Annotated in this window: 16 protein-coding genes; 7 read left to right on the plus strand and 9 right to left on the minus strand. The window is 40.6% G+C overall.

Annotated features, from left to right (window positions below; genetic code table 11):
* Positions 1-71: 71 nt before the first annotated feature.
* The 3 genes from groL to QZ379_RS02055 form a co-directional block, all read right to left on the minus strand.
* Positions 72-1,709, minus strand: a complete 1,638-nt coding sequence (gene groL / locus QZ379_RS02045; protein ID WP_291557754.1) for a chaperonin GroEL — start codon at positions 1,707-1,709, stop codon at positions 72-74.
* Positions 1,710-1,744: 35 nt separating this feature from the next.
* Positions 1,745-2,017 carry a co-chaperone GroES gene (locus QZ379_RS02050; RefSeq protein WP_154043459.1) on the minus strand — a complete coding sequence of 91 codons (273 nt, stop codon included), beginning with the start codon at positions 2,015-2,017 and terminating at the stop codon, positions 1,745-1,747.
* 218 nt (positions 2,018-2,235) lie between these two features.
* Positions 2,236-2,853 (minus strand): Crp/Fnr family transcriptional regulator, encoded by a 618-nt coding sequence (locus QZ379_RS02055; RefSeq protein WP_291557759.1) that lies wholly within the window; start codon positions 2,851-2,853, stop codon positions 2,236-2,238.
* A 379-nt stretch (positions 2,854-3,232) separates the two neighbouring features.
* Here QZ379_RS02055 and QZ379_RS02060 point away from each other — a divergent pair, with 379 nt between their 5' ends.
* A complete protein-coding gene (locus QZ379_RS02060) occupies positions 3,233-3,610 on the plus strand; it encodes a BlaI/MecI/CopY family transcriptional regulator (protein ID WP_291557761.1) in 378 nt (125 codons plus the stop codon).
* A 59-nt stretch (positions 3,611-3,669) separates the two neighbouring features.
* A complete protein-coding gene (locus tag QZ379_RS02065) occupies positions 3,670-5,700 on the plus strand; it encodes a M56 family metallopeptidase (protein WP_291557762.1) in 2,031 nt (676 codons plus the stop codon).
* A gap of 84 nt (positions 5,701-5,784) precedes the next feature.
* Here the strand turns inward: QZ379_RS02065 and QZ379_RS02070 are convergent, their stop codons facing one another.
* On the minus strand, positions 5,785-6,915 hold the full coding sequence (locus tag QZ379_RS02070) for a DUF3078 domain-containing protein (RefSeq protein WP_291557764.1): 1,131 nt from the start codon (positions 6,913-6,915) through the stop codon (positions 5,785-5,787).
* Between the two features lie 214 nt (positions 6,916-7,129).
* Here QZ379_RS02070 and QZ379_RS02075 point away from each other — a divergent pair, with 214 nt between their 5' ends.
* From QZ379_RS02075 to QZ379_RS02095, 5 genes are read left to right on the plus strand one after another with little or no spacing between them, the layout of a single operon-like run.
* Positions 7,130-7,966: an ATP-binding cassette domain-containing protein gene (locus tag QZ379_RS02075; RefSeq protein ID WP_291557794.1), complete on the plus strand. Its 837-nt coding sequence runs from the start codon at positions 7,130-7,132 to the stop codon at positions 7,964-7,966.
* A gap of 16 nt (positions 7,967-7,982) precedes the next feature.
* The gene (locus QZ379_RS02080; protein WP_291557767.1) at positions 7,983-8,837 is read left to right on the plus strand and encodes a hypothetical protein; all 855 of its coding nucleotides are present in this window, start codon (positions 7,983-7,985) and stop codon (positions 8,835-8,837) included.
* On the plus strand, positions 8,834-9,202 hold the full coding sequence (locus tag QZ379_RS02085) for a GntR family transcriptional regulator (RefSeq protein WP_291557769.1): 369 nt from the start codon (positions 8,834-8,836) through the stop codon (positions 9,200-9,202). The genes QZ379_RS02080 and QZ379_RS02085 overlap by 4 nt, the downstream gene beginning before the upstream one ends.
* Positions 9,203-9,245: 43 nt before the next feature.
* Positions 9,246-9,965, plus strand: a complete 720-nt coding sequence (locus QZ379_RS02090; RefSeq protein ID WP_291557771.1) for a DUF2807 domain-containing protein — start codon at positions 9,246-9,248, stop codon at positions 9,963-9,965.
* Positions 9,966-9,977: 12 nt separating this feature from the next.
* Positions 9,978-12,461 carry a TonB-dependent receptor gene (locus tag QZ379_RS02095; protein ID WP_291557774.1) on the plus strand — a complete coding sequence of 828 codons (2,484 nt, stop codon included), beginning with the start codon at positions 9,978-9,980 and terminating at the stop codon, positions 12,459-12,461.
* A 120-nt stretch (positions 12,462-12,581) separates the two neighbouring features.
* Here the strand turns inward: QZ379_RS02095 and QZ379_RS02100 are convergent, their stop codons facing one another.
* From QZ379_RS02100 to QZ379_RS02120, 5 genes are all read right to left on the minus strand, one after another.
* Complete coding sequence (locus QZ379_RS02100; RefSeq protein ID WP_291557776.1) at positions 12,582-14,012, minus strand: fimbrillin family protein; 1,431 nt, start codon at positions 14,010-14,012, stop codon at positions 12,582-12,584.
* Between the two features lie 11 nt (positions 14,013-14,023).
* Positions 14,024-15,904, minus strand: a complete 1,881-nt coding sequence (locus tag QZ379_RS02105) for a hypothetical protein (protein ID WP_291557778.1) — start codon at positions 15,902-15,904, stop codon at positions 14,024-14,026.
* Positions 15,905-15,922: 18 nt separating this feature from the next.
* Positions 15,923-16,096 carry a hypothetical protein gene (locus tag QZ379_RS02110; protein ID WP_291557780.1) on the minus strand — a complete coding sequence of 58 codons (174 nt, stop codon included), beginning with the start codon at positions 16,094-16,096 and terminating at the stop codon, positions 15,923-15,925.
* A 64-nt stretch (positions 16,097-16,160) separates the two neighbouring features.
* Positions 16,161-18,419: a beta-glucosidase BglX gene (gene bglX / locus QZ379_RS02115; protein ID WP_291557796.1), complete on the minus strand. Its 2,259-nt coding sequence runs from the start codon at positions 18,417-18,419 to the stop codon at positions 16,161-16,163.
* Between the two features lie 53 nt (positions 18,420-18,472).
* Positions 18,473-20,572: a glycoside hydrolase family 97 protein gene (locus QZ379_RS02120; protein ID WP_291557783.1), complete on the minus strand. Its 2,100-nt coding sequence runs from the start codon at positions 20,570-20,572 to the stop codon at positions 18,473-18,475.
* Positions 20,573-20,595 lie beyond the last annotated feature (23 nt).

The raw sequence follows: 20,595 nt of genomic DNA on the forward strand, positions 1-20,595 counted from the left end.
AAAAAAACTCCTGCCGAGCATTACCCGACAGGAGTCTGATATCAATATTTTATGTGATTAAAAGGGGAAGATTACATCATGCCACCCATGCCGCCCATTCCCGGAGCACCCATTGGCATTTCAGGTTTGTCTTCCTTCTTTTCTACTATTACACATTCAGTAGTCAAGAACATACCTGCTATTGAAGCTGCGTTTTCAAGAGCAACACGAGTTACTTTTGCAGGGTCAACAACACCGGCAGCATGCAAGTGTTCGTAAACGTCTGTACGTGCATTGTAACCGAAGTCACCTTTACCTTCACGTACTTTCTGTACCACTACAGCACCTTCCTTACCAGCATTAGCTACAATCTGACGAAGAGGTTCCTCGATAGCACGTTTGATGATTTCGATACCGGTTGTTTCGTCAGCATTGTCACCCTTCAAGCCTTCCAACGCATCGATTGCACGGATGTAAGTTACACCACCTCCAGGTACGATACCTTCTTCGATAGCGGCACGAGTTGCACACAAAGCATCGTCAACACGGTCTTTCTTTTCCTTCATTTCAACTTCGCTTGCAGCACCTACATAAAGAACTGCTACGCCACCTGACAATTTGGCAAGACGTTCCTGAAGTTTTTCTTTGTCATAGTCAGAAGTAGAATTCTTCATCTCAGCTTTGATCTGGTTGATACGTTCCTGGATGAGTTCTTTCTGGCCTGCACCGTTTACGATAGTAGTATTTTCCTTAGAAACAGTAACCTTATCACAAGTACCAAGCATTTCGAGAGTAGCCTGTTCAAGTTTCAAGCCTTTTTCTTCGCTGATAACTACACCGCCAGTCAACACTGCGATATCTTCAAGCATAGCCTTACGACGGTCGCCGAAGCCCGGAGCCTTAACAGCGCAAATCTTCAACTGTCCGCGCAGACGGTTAACTACAAGTGTAGTCAATGCTTCGCTGTCAACATCTTCTGCTATAACCAACAAAGGACGTCCGCTCTGTACTGCCGGTTCAAGGATAGGCAAGAAATCTTTCAGGTTAGAAATCTTCTTGTCATAGATAAGAATGTATGGGTGTTCCATTACACATTCCATCTTTTCTGTATCAGTTACGAAGTAAGCTGACAAGTAACCACGGTCGAACTGCATACCCTCTACTACACCGATTGTAGTGTCAGTACCTTTAGCTTCCTCGATAGTGATAACACCGTCTTTTGAAACCTTGCGCATAGCATCTGCAATAAGCTTACCGATAACAGGGTCATTGTTTGCAGAGATTGTAGCAACCTGTTCAATCTTGTCGTAGTTGTCGCCTACAGTTTCAGCCTGTGACTTGATTGATTCTACGACTTTAGCTACAGCCTTGTCGATACCACGTTTCAAGTCCATTGGGTTAGCACCAGCTGTAACATTCTTCAAACCTACGCCTACGATAGCCTGAGCCAATACAGTTGCAGTAGTAGTACCGTCACCTGCATCATCACCAGTCTTTGAAGCTACAGATTTTACAAGCTGTGCACCAGTGTTCTGGAATGCGTCAGCCAATTCTATTTCTTTTGCTACTGTCACACCATCCTTAGTGATATGAGGAGCACCGAATTTCTTTTCTATAATAACGTTACGTCCTTTAGGACCAAGTGTTACTTTTACTGCGTTAGCAAGTTCGTCTACACCTTTTTTCAACTGATCGCGAGCTTCTATGTTGAAGAGAATATCTTTTGCCATAATTGTCTAAATTTTTAAATTGTTGATTATTAATATTATTCCACTACTGCTAAAACGTCACTCTGACGCATCATCAGGTATTTAACGCCTTCATGTTCGATTTCAGTACCGGAATACTTTCCGTACAAAACAGTATCATTAACTTTCAATACCATTTCTTCATCCTTAGTACCGTTACCTACTGCAATTACCTTACCCTGTAATGGTTTTTCTTTTGCTGTATCAGGAATGATGATACCACCTATAGTTTTTTCTTCTGCCGGAGCAGGAAGGATCAGAACTCTGTCTGCTAATGGTTTAATAGTCATAATCGTATATTTTTTAATTTGTTATTATCTATATATTTGTAAGTATTTCGACGATATGCATAGATACCAAAACTGTGCCAAAAAGCGAAATATGACATAATGTCATAATGACTGACAGACAAGCATTTTTTTCTGTCTCAAAACGCTTCGTCATTCAATATTAAACGCTTCGTCGTTTTAACTCAAACGACGAAGCGTTTAATAATGCGCTTTTCCAATTAAAATAACATATACCCTTCATCTGTTTTTCGCAGCACCCCTTCATCTACCATAGCTGATAGAGTGCGCGACAGCGACGGGCGTGCCACTCCCATTATAAAAGCTACATCCTGGATATTGGTTATTACTGCATTCCGCTGCAGATAGCTTACAATTCTTGTACTCAGATTCTGTAAAGCAAACTCATTCAGTTTCCGGCTCAGAAAGACACTCCTGTCTGATATCTGGCGTAGAAAATTCCGCAGAAGAGCATCGTCGGTTTCCATCATCTTAAGAAAATCATCCTTCGATAAAGACCATATTATTACTTCGTCCTCAGCCTGCAGTGTTACAGGAAATCTGTTCTCCGTTCCGTAAATAAATGCGGGTGCCAGTATTTCAGGAGCCGAAAGATGCTCTATAACTATTTCCTTTCCTTCGGCATTCGTCATCTTGGCAAGCAGTGTACCCTGGCACAACAGCAACAATGACTTACACACACTGTCCTGTAGGACGACAATATCGCCTTTCTTGTACGAAGAAATCTTGTTGGAGGCATTCTTCAGAAATTCTGCTATACCATCTTTATTTACTCCTTCAAAAAGAGTAAAATCCAATATATCATAAAATCGTCCCATATGCTTATCATCAGTGTATTAATCATTTTTATCAATTATGGCACTGTTACGGAATAAAAAAGTAACAACGGAATACATTTTTACAAATGTAATAACAATAGTATTAGTAACAAATTCAAATCGAATTTATTATAGCTGAAAATCTCTATTGAAGCAAACAAGATGTTATATTTCCAGCGTCAGGAAACGGCCAAAATAATTGTCTGTACCAGCCGGAAGGAACAGTTCTAATTAAGACTCCAAATATGTAATCATCCATCTCATATTCCATCATAACATTTAATATTCAAAGGATTAAGCATCTTTAACTATAGCTTTTAGTTAAACAACTATATTTTTTAGTTACTTTGTCACAAACGATAATTAAAGACTAATCCTTATGAAAAAACTGACATCAAAGGAAGAGGAAATCATGGAACTTTTTTGGGAGAAAGGTCCATTATTCGTGAAAGAACTTCTTTCATTCTACGACGAACCAAAGCCGCATATAAACACGTTGTCAACAATCGTCCGCGGACTGGAAGAAAAAGGCTATATAGGCCACAAGGCATATGGCAATACTTTTCAGTATTATGCCACAGTGAGCCGTGACGATTTCAGCACCCGTACACTGAAGGGTATCATAAGCAAATATTTCAACAATTCCTATCTGAATGTAGTTTCATCATTGGTCAAGGAGGAAGATATCTCAATAGACGAACTTAAGGAACTGATACGCAAGGTAGAAAAGGAAAACAAAACTTCCAAGAATAACTGAAAGTCCTTAAAGAATATCAGGAAAGCACAAATCCAAGAACCATAAAACTAAAAACTGACATGGGAACACTACTTATATATATAATGAAATCGGCTGTTTGTCTGGCTGTTTTCTATCTGTTCTACAAACTACTGATGAGCCGCGAGACTTTCCATCGTTTCAACCGTTTCTCCCTGCTTGGACTGATGATTATATGTTCTATAATTCCTTTTGTGAAAATCAGCATTGAGGCCCCGACAGAAACTATTCAGGCAGTAGAATCTATAGAAGAGCTACTGACGACACCTGTTATAATTAATTCGGATATAGCACCACAGACCAACGATTACTCTGCAATGGAATATATCATTGTTTTTGCTACAGCTATATACATCATCGGAATACTGTTCTTTACAGCAAGAGAAATATTTCAGTTCAGAAAAGTACTGAACATCACCCGCAAAGGCACAGAGGAAGATATCAGCCTGTACATAAATAATAATGTAAAGAACATCAAACTGATAGTAACAGACGAAAATATATCTCCATTCAGCTGGATGAACCGCATAGTAATATCGCGTACTGACCTGGAAGAAAACGGCAGAGAAATACTATGTCATGAAATGGCACATATCTCCAACCATCATTCCATCGACCTTATCATGGCAGATATATGCATACTTCTGCAATGGTTCAACCCTGCATCATGGCTCATCAAATCGGAACTTCAGAACGTACACGAGTTTGAAGCCGACGAAACAGTGATAAGAAACGGTATAGACGCAAAGAATTATCAACTATTATTAATAAAAAAAGCTGTCGGCTCAAGGCTCTACTCAATCGCCAACAGCTTTAATCACAGTAAACTTAAAAAACGTATCACTATGATGATGAAAAAGAAATCCAGCCCATGGGCACGTGCGAAGTATCTCTACATACTTCCACTGGCAGCTGTAGCAGTTGCCGCTTTTGCCCATCCTGAAATCTCAAAATTAAGTGACGAGATTTCAAGTGTCAAAGTTAATGATTTTTCGGCAATTACGGAAAATCATGAGGTAGAAAACACTTATTCCAAACCTAATGGACTTATACTGGTAGAAAGTACGGTAGTTGACGATGCCACCGGAAAAGCGATAAAGGGAGCCAGTATATTGGAAAGAGGAAGCACGAAAGGTACTATTTCGGATGAAAACGGGAAATTCAGCTTAAGAGTCACAGAAAATTCTGTAATAGTAGTTTCGTATATCGGAAAGCAGACATGTTCTTTCGTCGCTTCGGCTATTGAGGTTAAAAACATGAAAGACAAACCTATAAGAATGAAAGACGAAGTACAGGTTACGGACGAAGTAGTTGTAGTAGGTTATGAACAGGAAGAAACGCCACAGAAGGAGGATGTGCCACAAGCCTCAACATCGCAAAACGGAGAGGTCTATATGGTAGTGGAACAGATGCCTGAATACCCCGGAGGAATGTCCGAACTGATGAAATACATTGCCAGAAACATCAAATACCCTGCTGATGCCGTAAGAGAAAAAAAGCAGGGAAGGGTGATTGTCCAATTTACCGTTGGAACTGACGGATACACTTCAGACTTCAAAGTCATACACAGCGTATCTCCATCGCTTGACGCAGAGGCTATAAGGGTACTGGCCAACATGCCTAAATGGACTCCAGGAATGCAAAGAGGAAAGACCGTTCCCGTAAAATATACAGTACCCGTGACTTTCAGACTTGATAAATATAATAAAGCTGAAGCTAAAACCACTACAGGCTCTCCCACTATGCCCGGAAACGTAAGTTTCAATAAGTCATTAGAAAACGTCCTGATTTTAATAGACGATAAAGTAGCATCGCAGAAAGAATTCAATGCCTTAAATCCTCAAAACATTGAAAGAATAGAAGTCATAAAAGAAGCGAACAAAGCACAGGAGATATTCCATAAATATGGCGTATTCGACAAGAAAGAAGGAGTAATAATGATTAAGACAAAAGCATGGAGCGAGAATTCAGTATTATCTCTCAAAGTTGACAAAATGACCGATGATAAAACGGTAGATGCTATTAAAGACAAACTTCGTGGCAGCGTACAGAAAGTCAACATGAGAAAATAAGATTATTATATCTTTATTAATAAAAAAGATTGTTTCCAAATTATAGTACAACATCCGGGAACAATCTTTTTTGCATATTCGTAATCAGAACGTATATCCAACTCCCAAACCAAGAACCGATTTGAACTGTACACGTTCGGCCACTGTTGTCGTACCGTCATCATGTACCTTGTCTATAAGCAAGCCGTTGTAATATTTCAGACTTGTTGACAGAGTGACATTCAGCAGTTTCAGCAGCTGGTATGATATTGCCACATCCCAGTCAACATCAAAATTTCCGAAACGACGGTTATTGTCCATATACTTGAAATATGAGTCTGGATTGTTTATCGGTCTTTTATCCCATGCATAAGGAGTGAAGAGCCCCAATGTAGTCATCAGTGTCAGGTCCTTGTACTTATAATTTACCGCTCCCTTGAAGGTAAAACCGAACTCGGCACGAGCATTCTTATACACCTTAGTTTCACCGTCATCAGCATAGACATAGGTTCCGTATTTCTCCTGCAAAACCTGACGCAAATCATAGTCCACCCATTCCGCATTTGGGTCAAGTTTTTTCATATCCTCATTATACTGTTTTCTGAACCTGTCATTAAATCCGTCAGAAACCGATACAGAAGTTATTCTACCGGCAAAAGGTGATGCATAAACCGAGAAAATCTTGTTAGGCTTCCAGTCAATACCAACAGAAAAATCCGTATACGAAGGAGCCAGCCATTTTGATATCGGAGGGTTATATCCCGTGACATACTCATATCCCATGGCATATTGCGACTGGAACGCGCCTAAGACAGTAAGATACCACGACTTGCGGAACTCCCACCCCATCTTGGTAGAGAAATTTATTTTATCGTTCGATTTCTGCAAAGGGTCCTCATCCTGGTCAATCCATGAAAGACCGTACTCTGTGTCAAGGCTTGTATCCCATGCGAAATGGTCTTTTTTCCACAAAAGCCTCAATCTCGCAAAAGCTATACCGTTGACATTGTTCTTACCTCCGGCAGCCCAGTTCACCATACCGGTAGCGGCAGAATTAGTTCCTACTATTCCGGAGAAAGTCCAAATCTTATCACCGGTATCAACCTTCTTAAGCTCCTCGACAGCTTTTTTAGCCTCTTCGGCTTTTTTAGAAACAAGCGATTTATCAACATTCTGTGCAAATGAAGACAATACAACAGCCAAAGACAACAATACATAGAAAAACAGTCTGTTCATAAATTTTATTTATTAATAGTTTATCGCAGTGTAAGATAATCAAAATTATAATACGATGTTATTATTTATAACAATTTGAACAAATACTTTGTTTATCGGAAAAGTAAAATTATATTAAAACTACGTTCACACTATTGTATATTCAATAAAAAGAAATACATTTGCAGTGTACTAATCAACTAATACACTAAAACAAATAATTATGGGCACAACAATGATTAAAGCCGAACATCTCACCTTCGGATACGGGAAAAACAAACAGGTGTTCAATGATTTCAACCTTGAAATAGAAAAAGGGAAAATAGTAGGCCTGCTCGGAAAGAACGGAACAGGTAAATCTACTCTGCTGTATATCATATGCGGATTGCTCAAACCTTCTCACGGAAATGTAACTATAAAAGGCATAGACATCAGAAGACGTCTTCCACAGACACTGTCGGACATTTATCTGGTTCCTGAGGAATTCGACTTGCCCAATCTGTCAATGAAACAGTTCGTAAAGCTGAACAGCAGTTTCTATCCTAATTTCATCAATGAAACTCTGAGCACTTGCCTCAACGATTTCGACCTCGGAATGGATATCAACCTCGGAGAACTCTCCATGGGACAGAAGAAGAAAGCGTATATGTGCTTCACTCTTGCCACAAACACCTCTCACCTGCTCATGGACGAACCAACAAACGGACTGGACATACCATCGAAAAGCCAGTTCAGAAAAGTCATAGCATCGGGAATGACAGATGAAAAGACTATCATAATCTCTACCCATCAGGTAAGGGATATAGACAGATTGCTTGACCACATAACAATAATAGACGGTACTGAGGTACTGCTGGACAAATCGGTAAAGGAAATTACAGACAGGCTATACTTCTGCGAACAAAGCATGAACGAGCCTACCGACGGGGCACTGTTCATACAACCGTCTGTACAGGGCAACAGTATCATAATGGAAAACATATTCGGAGAAGAAAGTCCTATGAATCTGGAAGTCCTTTTCAATGCCATATTGGCCGAAAGAAACAAGATACAGGAAGTATTCAACAAATAAGCAAGGAGGAACGGTTATGACTACAAATATAAATTTCAGATTTACAAGACTCATGGCGGTAATGAAACGCGATATGATGGAGAATTGGAAAACCAACATATACAGACTTATAGCATGTTATTCCGGTGCCGCAATGGCTTTTCTATTCGGAATGTACGGCGTATTGTCCGGCAATCGTGGAGAAACAGGAGAAATACAATACACAAGTTTCTGCAACACATTCCATTCAATATTGTCATTCGTCACATTCTTCTATCTAATAGTATGTGCCACAAGAATAATGGAAGTGATGAATACAAAAAACAAACGTATCTCATATATGATGCTTCCGGCTACAAACGGAGAAAAGTTCATAAGCAGAGCAGTATATGTATGCATTACTTCTATAGTAATCTTTTTTGCGGGACTGTTTTTTGCTGAACTTACCAGACTTGCTCTACTGCCGCTATTCGATGCGCCGAAAGAATTTTCCAGTTTCTGCCTGTTTGATATAATAAATAAAACAGATCTTAGCTATTACGAATTATTCAGCTATTCAGGACATGAATTCGTAATACTACTCTTATTTTGGATTTCATGGTTTTTATGGTCTCACTCAATCTATATTCTGGGAGGTACTTATTTCAGAAAATATCCATTCGTGAAGACTTGGGGAATAATGATGCTTTTATTTGTCATTATTGCATATATTTATGGAAATATGATTGCACAAAAATTATTTTTATATTTCGATCCAATTAATGAATATTCATGGTTTAATGCACAGACAATAAGCATTATCTTCCTGGCACTTACAGTTTTTAACTGGACTCTGAGTTATCATTTGTTTAGAAATTCACAAATCACCGAAAGAAATCTGTTCAGATTATGAAATTCAAAGAATCTAAATCAATATATTTGCAGATAGCAGACAGGATTATGGACGAAATTCTTCATGACACTTACAAGGAGGAAGAACGAATACCGTCCGTAAGAGAGTATGCCGCAATGGTGGAAGTGAACGCGAATACAATGATGCGTACTTACGACTATCTACAGGGAATGGAAATTATTTATAATAAAAGAGGTATAGGGTATTTCGTAGGAGAAGGAGCAAAGGATAAAATTCTCACGTTCAGAAAAGAGATCTTCTTGAACGAAGAACTTCCGGAAATGTTCCGCACAATGAAGATTCTTGGGATATCAGGACCGGAAATATCAGTTCTCTACAAACAATACCTGAAAGACAAAAAATAAAGAAAACCACAAACTAATATCATAATTTAAATCAAAGGAAACCATGAGACTAAAGAATTTTCTTTCAATACTTACAATAAGTGCCGTAACTTCTTTTACAGCCACATCTTGTATGATAAGTACTGCGACAAGCAAAAATGAGGCTACTTCCACATATAACGTAAACACTTCATATAAATCATTAAGCGTGAGAAGTGCAATAAAAGTGGACTACAGACACGACATTGACAAAATTCAGATTATTGCCGACTCTTCCATACTTTCCAAAATAAAGGTAGTTCATGATGAAGACGGTATTGAGATTTACGCTTCAAGATTTAAAAGTCCTTTCAAGGTTACCGCTATAGTGCCGGCCAGCAAGGAACTGCAATCCATCGAAATAGCAGGCGCTTCTTCATTTACTTCAGACCGAGATATTAAGGCGGAAAAGCTTGATATTGAAGTATCCGGAGCATCGCACTTTGATGCCAATATAGACTGTCAGTCTTTGGAAGTAAGTGTTAGCGGAGCATCATCTGCCGAGATAGGCGGAAAAGCTGTTAATGCAAAAATAGACGTAAGCGGAGCTTCAAAATTGTCATCAAAAGGCGAATATCTGAATACTGATTATGCCGATGTGGATATAAGCGGAGCCAGCACAGCCGAGATTATATGTAATAAAAACATAACAGGCGAAGCATCGGGAGCGTCGAAACTTTCATTCGGAGGTGTAGCAAAGGCCGATGTATCAACAAGTGGAGCTTCAAAGGTATCAAGAAAATAAATTCCATATAAAATGTCATCTAATGTTTTAAGAGGATTTATATGTATCCTCGTATGCCTTACTGCTGCTACAGCATTTGCACAAAAGCAAGGCGGTATATACTCAGTGAAAGGGACTTTAGTTGACTCACTTCTTAACGAAAGCGAGCCATATGCCACTGTGAGAATATCAAGTGCGGCTAATCCTGACGAAAAAGTAAAACTGTCAGTCACCGACGAAAAAGGACGTTTCAATGAGAGACTGTCCGAGCCGGGCGACTACGTCATAACTCTCTCATCGGTAGGAAAGAATACCGTAAAAAGAAACTTTACATTAAGCACAAGCAAGAAATCTGTTGACCTCGGAACGATATTCACTTCCGAGGCAACGGAAATGCTTAAAGGTGTGGAAGTGGTGGCACAGAAACCTCTGGTGAAAGCAGAAATAGACAAGATAACCTACAGCATGGAGGACGACCCGGACTCAAAGACAAACACCACACTTGAGATGCTCAAAAAAGTACCTCTCGTGACTGTGGATGGAGAAGACAACATCCAGGTGAACGGTTCCAGCAGCTTCAAGGTACACGTAAACGGAAAGCCCAATACTCTGATGAGCAACAACCCGAAAGAGGTATTGAGAAGCCTGCCAGCCAACAGCATAAAATCAATAGAGGTGATAACAGAACCGGGAGCAAAATACGATGCTGAAGGTATAGGAGGTATTCTGAACATTATTACTACAGATACAAAGATGCAGGGATACAATGTCACACTAGGTGGCAGGGCAAGCAACCAGGGCTTTTCCGGATATGCATACGGTACTGTTCAGGTGGGTAAATTTACCGTATCGGGCAATTATTCGTACAACTACAACACACAGCCACGCAGTTACTTCAGTTCCGGACGTGAGGACTATACATCGGATACAAACAAATATCTCAACAGTGAAGGTTCCTCAAAAAGCAACGGGAATTTCCAGTTCGGCAATCTGGAAGGTAGTTATGAGATTGACACATTGAACCTGATAACATTCTCCGCAAATATGTTCGGGGGGAACTTCAAGACCAACAGCAATTCAGAAAACCGTATGCTGAATAATATGGAAGAGTTGACATACCGATACAATACTCTGAACAAATCCACAAGCGGTTTCGGTAATGTAGGCATAAACTTCGACTATCAGCACTCCTTCAAGACAAAAGGCGAATATCTTACCGTTTCGTATAAGTATAATGATTCTCCAAACAACAGCGAATCAGCCACGGAATATATGGATATGGCAGATGTTCCTTTCTCGCTGGAAAATCAGTATTTCGACAATGACGCCCACACTGCGGAACATACAGGACAGATAGATTATGTTAATCCTATAAACGACAAGCACTATATTGATGCAGGTATGAAATACATCTATCGACTGAATGCGAGCGACAGTAAATATTTCATCCAGCAAAGCGACGGTTCGATGCTTCAGGACAACAATATGTCAAGCATATTCGACCAGGGACAAAGCATCGTAGCTACATATGCCGACTATCAGCTGAAGCTGAAAAAATTCGGTTTCAAGGCTGGTGTAAGATACGAACACACGTTTATGGATGTGAAATACGACCTTCAGCCGGAACGCAACTTCAATGCCGGTTTCGACGATGTTGTTCCTACTGTAAACATGTCGTATATGCTTGGCACTACATCTACTCTGAAGGCTAATTATAATATGCGTATCAACCGTCCCGGCATATGGTATCTTAACCCTTTCCGCGATGAAAGTAAGCCTACATCAGTGAGCTACGGTAATCCGGATCTGAATACAGAAAAGGCACATATCATTGGCCTGACTTTCAGCTCCTTCACTGCCAAGTTCAGTATAAACGCGAACCTAAACTATACATTCACAAACAATGGTATAGAAAGATATTCTTTCATGAACAACGGTATCTTGGAAAATACTTACGAGAATGCCGGAAAGAAACAGATTACGCGCCTGTCATTGTGGATGAACTGGAATCCGGGAAACAAGACGAGAATATCAATCAACGCTTCAGGCTCTTATTCGGACTACAGCAGCGACTTGCTTGATACAGAAAATTCCGGTTTCAACGGTAACCTGTTCGGAAACATACAGCAGACACTTCCTTGGGACTTACAACTTAGTGTTTACGGTGGAGGAAGCACTCCATATATTAGCCTACAGGGTAAAGGCTCATCGTATTATTACTACGGACTGGGACTTACACGCTCTTTCCTGAAAGATAAGAGATTGAGCATTTCACTGTCCGCCAATAACTTCTTCAACAAATATAATACATACGAAAACAATACGGTTACAGACACATTCCGCTCATGGAACAAAAACAAATACTATAATCTTGGATATGCACTCAGCATAAGCTGGAGATTCGGTGAGCTGAAAACCCAGGTGAGGAAAACAAGCCGAAGCATCAACAATGATGATGTTAAATCGGGAGGGAACGGTGGCTCAGGTTCTTCTGGCGGAGGACAGGGAGGAATGTAATTATAAAATGTTTAAACATAGAAATGATATAATTAACAAGTTACATAAAAGGGTGTGTCATAATTGAAGTCTTCCCAATGACACACCCTATATACTTATGATATTATATTTGACAAAACTTTAAAAACTCAGGATTAGGCGGACAAGACAAGATTCTGTCTTTAATTTACTTATAGCATCCCATCCTGTAAAGTTTCTTGCAGCAGCATTCTTGACATCTGTATCCATAGTCGTACTTGTCCAATATTCACCTTCACTCAATTTCTTTCCTTTTGCAATTTCAAGGCTGTTATTCACAGCACCAAAAGAAACGTGTATGGCAGCCATCTGGTCAAATGATCCAAGATACCACCCAGAACTATTTGCAGGAGCCTTTTCAGGATAATTTACACAGGCTCCGAATGCAGGAAAGCCTGATAATTGTTTGCCAGAATTGACTATTGTCTGCTGATTGGTATAACCGTTCCATTTGCTTCTATTATTATCTGTTGCTATATTATTGTTTATATCTGTCACCCATTGAAGCTTTCCATCGGCATTTCCGGAACAATCATTCAATGCAACCGCATATCCTTTTACTGAGAATGTTTCCGGATATACAGAATCATCATTTCCATGTTTATCACCCCAAAATACCACTCCCACACATTTGTGATATGGCAAAAGCCATTGTGCATCATACGGTATAGCATATCCTTGGATTCCTTCAGATGTTACACAATAAAAGTCACCGGCATTTGCTTCCGCCAATCCATAGTTGAATGGTTCAGGAATCAGTTTGTCCACGCTGAGGTATTTATGCGAAGCCTGTGGAGTTCCCAACTTACGTTCACCTACATAATGTTTGTCAAAATATTTATAAGACCATTTCACAGTAACATCTCCGGTATTGTCCATCAGGAATCTGTATTCCTTTCCTTCGAAGATAAATCCTGTTGTTTCCTGTCCATTAACCTGGACTTTTATATCGCTTACGAAGCAAGGGATATAATCGAAATGAGCATTCTGTTCTGATATGAAAGTCTTTCTTGGCGACAAGGCGAACATTGAGTAAGCGTGCTTTAATGTGGCGTTGATGGACATTGAAGTCAATTCGCCTGTGGCATACATCAAATCTGCCTGTTCGAACACTTCTTGGCTTGTTTGCGGGTTACTTATTGGGAACAAGGATTTAAGTTCCGACAAAGTCTTTTTACCGTTTGCCTCGGCCTTATATGGAGAATAAACGATATAATCAAGTTTTCCCAAAACGGATATATCCACTTGATTTGTTGTTGACCAATTTCCATCCTTGTATTCAAACATACAGTTATCAACCAATATCTCCCCATTTTGATTGGTTACAATCACACCTATCTGTGCGTTTTCCTGAAAAGAGGTTGTCGACGCGCCCGCCTCGCTTCTTGAAGCATTGGAATCGCTGAAACAGGCTTTGTCGATATTAATCTGGAGCGGACATTCATTGCTATTGTCCAAAGAAGAGATATCCTCCTTAGCACACGAAGATATCATCCCTATCAATAAGGCTGTATATAGATATTTTAATTTCATAATGCGACATTTTAGAATGTTAATATTGAGCGGACATAACCATTATTAGTTTTTTCATGCCACCATTTATCATTATTTCCATTTTTGATAATATGTCTATAGCACGCTTTAACCGTTCCGTTATCCTCACCTTGGGTAGATGTCCAGAAGCGAGCGTCATAATCCTGGCCGAAATAAGAACCGCCTGCATCGTTCAATAATGTTTCAATATTAGGCAAATTAACAATTGCATCATGCAACTGTATGATTGACGGAAGATACCAACCGCTTGATGCATCCGGAGCAGAAACATCATAATTTACGGCATTATAAAATGCCGGATAAGTATCTTGACCAAATCCTTCAAGACTCTTGACAACATTTGTATTCTGGAACCCATTATACCTGAAGTCTCCCCAAGGAGTACCGTTTACCAATCCGTCAATTTTCTCCTGCGGTCCCCATTGAACCAATTCCGAAGCATCCTTCAATGCTATCGCATATCCCTTTATCTCTGCATCAGCAAATTTACCATCATAATCTTCTTTTGAATCACCTTCACCCATACCAACCTTAAACACGATAGCTATAGTCTGCACATCTCCATAAGTAGGGAACTGAGTACATTTACCATCGCTGTTATAATAGTAGCCTTGTTCCACTTTCTCATCAGCCAATACGAACTGTACATCGGAACTGACTTCAGAACATTCGTATGTCACATTTGCATCACTTACAGTACGCTTCACCTTCATTCTTGAAGTAGAAGTCATTACCTTATTATCTTCCGTAGATTCATTTATCGTAAACTTGAACGATGGGTCGCCAACAGGAATCAGATAATCATTACCCGATTTTGTAAGTTCGGTAGTTCCATCATTCTTATAAACAGTTACGCCGGAAAGTGCATCGGTGCCGGACAAGACATAATATGCGGCAGGATTTTCATTTTCCTGCTTATCTTCTGTCCAGGAATCTTCCACATTCAGGCTTTCGAAATTCAGCGCACCATTTACATATGTAAAGCTGAAGGAGTAGTATTTTCCAGCCTCAAAAGTGGAAGCCTTATCAGCAACAGGGATATCAACAGACACTTCGCTATCATCCGACTTCGTGATTACGAGTGTCAATTTCGTACCTACCGACTCACCCGGCATAGACAACGCATAGGCCTTCAAATCTCCACTCTTATTTACAGGCACAGGATTAACAATATTCAATACAAGAGTTTTCGTCGCACCGCCAAAACTGTCCTTCTTATCACTTGTCTTATAAGAATAAGTTGTCCCGAAACAATTAGCTGCAGAAACCAACTCAACAGATTTGACATTCAAGGTCTCAGCTCCATTGTTCGCAATACCGAATCGGAACAATGCTGTTTTATGCTTGAAAAGGATATTATTTTCTATATTATCACCCGAAGCCATTATGGCTACAGCATCCTTCAAATGCTCAGTATTATTATTCTCAGTCTGACTCAAAGAAGGAATAGTAAACGAAAAAGTACCGTCAGCGTAAGAAAATTTCTCCGACGGATAAAAAGCTAAATATGCATTATCTCCTTCCGGTTTTGTAAAGTCCGTGCAAGTAAACTTTGCACTCTTTCCGTCTGTGCTAATAGAAGCATCATCTATGGTAAACACATTCTTCTTTGAAAAGTCACTGCTTAAATATAAGTCGAACTTGTCACCATTCTGCCATTTGAAACTTTTCCCATCCTGTGGATCCACAGTGGCACGTCCTTTAGGTTCGCTGCTATCGGAAATTCCGGCATTTATTGTAAATGCTGCAGACGGTTTCTCGCCACCATTGTCCGGAGCAGGCTGTTCCGGAACTTCGTTTTTTGCACATGAAGCACCCAACAGCATCAATAATGCAAATGGGGCAATTCTTTTTTTTCCTTTTAGATTCATATTATTAAGATTTTATTATTACCAAACATTCTGATTCGATGCAGGAGACCACATATCTAAATTGTCACCAAAACTTGCCCCTTCTTGAAACTCTTCCACTCTTACACTGGCGCAAATCATACCTTCAGTCTCATATTCGTATGCAGAACATACAGGCTTTTCGTATTTTTCTTTTAGTATTTCTGTTTTCATGATAATGTAGTTTTAAGGATAATAGTGGATGAAGACAAGTCCTCATCCACTATTTTATAAGAATTTATTTCAATGTAAATCTTGCAGACTTCACGTCACGGCTGTTCGCACCAATCATCACGTCAAAATCACCCGGTTCGAATACATAGTCAATATCGAAATTGTAGAACTTAAGCATTTCCACATTGATTTTGAACGATACCTCCTTGGTTTCACCGGCCTTTATGAATACCTTTTCGAAGCCCTTAAGTTCTTTCACCGGACGCGTAACGCTTGCCACAAGGTCGCGGATATAAAGCTGCACAACTTCAGAACCGTCATATTTACCTGTATTCTTCACGCTCACAGTAGCAGTGATTTCACCATTAGCATCCATACTGTTTGCGCTCAACTTCACATCTCCATACTCGAATGTAGTATATGAGAGTCCGTAACCGAACGGATAAAGAGGATCATTACTTACGTCAATATAGTTACTGCGGAACTTCTCGAACCATTTTCCTTCAGCCAGAGGACGACCTGTATTCTTGTGTGCATAGAACAATGGCAACTGTCCTACAGCCTGCGGGAAAGTAGTAGTAAGCTTACCGCTCGGATTGACATCGCCGAACAATACATCAGCCACAGCAGAACCTGTTTCGCTACCTCCAAACCATACGTTCAGAATGGCAGGTACATTCTTATGCTCCCAGTTCAGAACCAAAGGACGGCCGGTGAACAATGTAAGAACCACAGGCTTACCTGTATTAAGAAGAGCTTTAAGCAATGCTCGCTGAGTGCCAGGAATTTCAAGTTCTGTACGAGAACTGCACTCGCCGCTCATTTCTGAAGACTCACCAATAGCAGCAACTATCACGTCTGCCTTTGCTGCCACTCTCAACGCTTCGTCAAGAAGCTGTTTATCCGTGCGGTTGTCCCTGCCAAGGCTACGCCCGAACATTGTAGCACGTTCTTCGTATGCGGCATCGCTCATCAGGTTACTACCCTTGGCAGTAATTATATTAACTTTATCACCAATGGCATGTTTCATACCTTCAACAAGAGTCGGAATATTCTGAGCCACAGCAGCCACACTCCATGTACCCGGCATATTTGCTTTGGTATTTGCAAGCGGACCTATGACTGCTACAGTACCTTTCTTTTGTAGAGGAAGGATATTGCCTTCGTTTTTGAGAAGTACGAAACTTTCGGCCGCAATCTTACGTGCCACTTCACGATGTTCTGCACAGAACACCTGTTTTGCAGGTCTCTCAAGATCGCAATACTTATAAGGGTCTTCAAAAAGTCCCAACTTATATTTGGCTTCAAGAATTCTGCGGCAAGCTGTATTGATAGTTTCTTCAGAAACTTTTCCTTCCTTTACAGACTGTACTAATGTTCCCATAAAAGAGTCACTCACCATATCCATATCCACACCTGCATTTACAGAAAGAGCAGCTACATCCTGTATATTACCCATACCATGATCTACCATTTCGGTAACACCGGTATAGTCACTCACCACAAAGCCGTCAAAGCCCCAGTCATTACGCAAAAGATCAGTCATCAGCCATTTGTTTCCGGTAGCAGGAATACCATCCACATCGTTAAATGCCGCCATCATACTACCAGCCCCTTCTTCAACCGCAGCCTTATAAGGTGGCATAAAATCGTTGAACATACGCTGACGGCTCATATCTACAGTGTTATAATCCCTACCGGCTTCAGCACCACCATAGAGAGCAAAGTGTTTTACACACGCCATGATTTCATCATTACGTTTCATCCCGTCACCCTGATATCCACGTACCATTGCACGTGCTATTTCCGAGCCTAAATATGGGTCTTCACCGCTTCCTTCTGCTATACGTCCCCAACGGGCATCACGGCAAATATCCACCATCGGACTGAATGTCCAACAGATACCGTCAGCACTTGCCTCTATTGCAGCAATCCTTGCTGATTTCTCGACAGCCTCCATATTCCATGTACATGAAAGTCCCAATGGAATAGGGAATATTGTTTCATATCCATGGATTACATCCATACCGAAAAGCAAAGGAATACCAAGACGACTGTCTTCAACAGCCTGTTTCTGTACTTCACGTATTCTTTCTACACCTTTAAGATTAAGCAAACCGCCAACCTGTCCCTTTCGGATACGTTCAGCCACATTACTGCTCTTAGCCTGACCGGTAATGATTTCTCCCGAAGCCGGCAGATTGAGCTGTCCAATCTTCTCTTCCAATGTCATTTTCGACATCAAGTCATCAATGAAAGCATCCATTTCGCTTTCCGGTGATGTCGAGCAAGACGCGAACAGCATTGTTCCTGCCGCAAACATACAACCTAACTTATTAATTACTGTTCTTTTCATTGTATCAATAGTTTTTAATATTATTTTATTTCACTAAGACTTATTGCATAACCTCCTCCGGGAGCTGCAGCGACCTTGATTTTCGTTCTGTAATCCACTGTCTTTTCCGTAATCCTGTACGACATAGGATTAGTTCTGTAATGCGCGTCCGCTCCGTCAGAATAAATTACAGCCTTATACTTCTTTCCCTTATCAAGGAAATCCAGATCAAGCTGCGATACGTGTCTGTTTTCGCCGGTAGTGTTTCCCACATACCAATCGTTGCTTTTCTTGTCCTTGCGGGCTATAGTAACATACTCGCCCGGCTCTGCCTCAAGCACTTTAGTATCCTGCCAGTCTACAGGTACATCCTTTATGAACTGGAAAGCATCCATAAAGCGTTCATAGTTCTTTGGCAGATCGGCCGCCATCTGCAACGGAGAATATATCACCACATACAAACCCAGCTGTTTTGCCAACGTACTGCTTAGCGTCTTGTCAGAATTCTTGTCATAATAGTTGAAATCCAATTGGAAAATACCAGGAGTATAATCCATCGGTCCTCCTATAAGTCGCGTAAACGGAAGGATTGTGGTATGTTCAGGTTTGTTGTAAGCAAAAGCTTCGTACTCTGTACCTCTTGCGGACTCACAGGCCAAGTAGTTAGGATATGTCCTGTGCATCCCGGTAGGTTTCGGAGCCTCATGCACGTTTACCATAATATTGTGTTCGGCTGCTTTTTCTATTGCATAAAGGCAATGATTGATGAATGTCTGCCCGTAATGATACTCTCCCACCGGATAAAGACGGCCTACATATCCCGACTTCACAGCCTTATATCCATACCTGTTCATCAGTCCGTATGCTTCAGGCATCAATCGTTCATAGTTCATTGTAGAACCGGAAGTTTCATGATGCATAATCAATGTCACTCCCTTACTTTCGGCATAATCACTCAGCAGTTCTATATCGAAATCCGGATAAGGAGTCTTATAATCAAACACGTGGAATTTCATTTTGTCAAACCAGTCTTCCCATCCTTCGTTCCATCCTTCCACGAGCACTCCACCGAAACCATGTTCGGCAGCAAAGTCAATGTACCTTTTCACATTCTCCGTGTTCGCCCCGTGACGTCCGTTGGGTCGTGCCTTACTATAATCATATTCTCCAAGACGGATGTTGGTATCATCCGTGTAATTCCACGATGAACCCCATGGCACAAACATTTCCCACCAGACACCTATATATTTCATAGGTTTAATCCATCCTGTATTTTTCAGTTTGCAAGGCTCGTTCAGATTAAGCACCAGTTTGGATTCCAATATCCCCGCAGCATCATCGCTCACTATTATAGTTCTCCAAGGAGTGTTGAATCCACTCTGTATCCTGCCTTTGTAACCCTTCGGGTCAGGAGTAAGATTCGATTTGAAAGTATAACTACTACCCTGCAGGGTGAGACACATTGAAGGATAATCCTTAAGTGCCGCCTCATGGATATTGATATACATTCCATTGTCGTTTCTGAACAATACCGGAGTCTGTACAGAGCGGTTGTCTATTATCGTTTTAGAATCCATCGATTTTCTGGCCTCAACCAATACCTCACTCAGATTTGACAAGTTTGATTTCTGGTAAACAAACTCATTGGAGTCATAGTCGCCAGGAATCCAGAAAGACGAACAGTCAGCCCCAAGATTGAACTCGGTAAGTTCTTCCTCAATGAAGAAATATGCAAGACCGTGCTGGCGCGGAAATTCATATCTGAATCCCAATCCATCGTCATACAGGCGGAAACGAATGTTCATCAGTCTTCCTTCGTCATCTTTCAAGCTTGCGCAAAGTTCATTATAGTTGTTCCTTATCTCAGACACTTCTCCCCATACAGGTTTCCATGTCTCATCGAAAGAAACACTATCAATCTTTTCAATACTGAAACCGCCATTCATATCATGGTGGTCAGCCAACAGGAATCCCAACCTGCTTATATCTATTACCCTCTTGCCTTCCGAGCTAAGCGAATAGGCAGGAACACCATCGCTTAACCGGAATGCCAATTGAAGTTTTCCACCGGGAGAATTAATCTCAACGGCTTGAACTACATTAAATAAAACACAACATATAAGTATTACACAATTCCTCATTTGCGTATATCTATTGTTACTTA

The sequence above is a fragment of the Bacteroides sp. genome (genome assembly GCF_019417265.1).
Taxonomy (GTDB): Bacteria; Bacteroidota; Bacteroidia; order Bacteroidales; family Bacteroidaceae; genus Phocaeicola.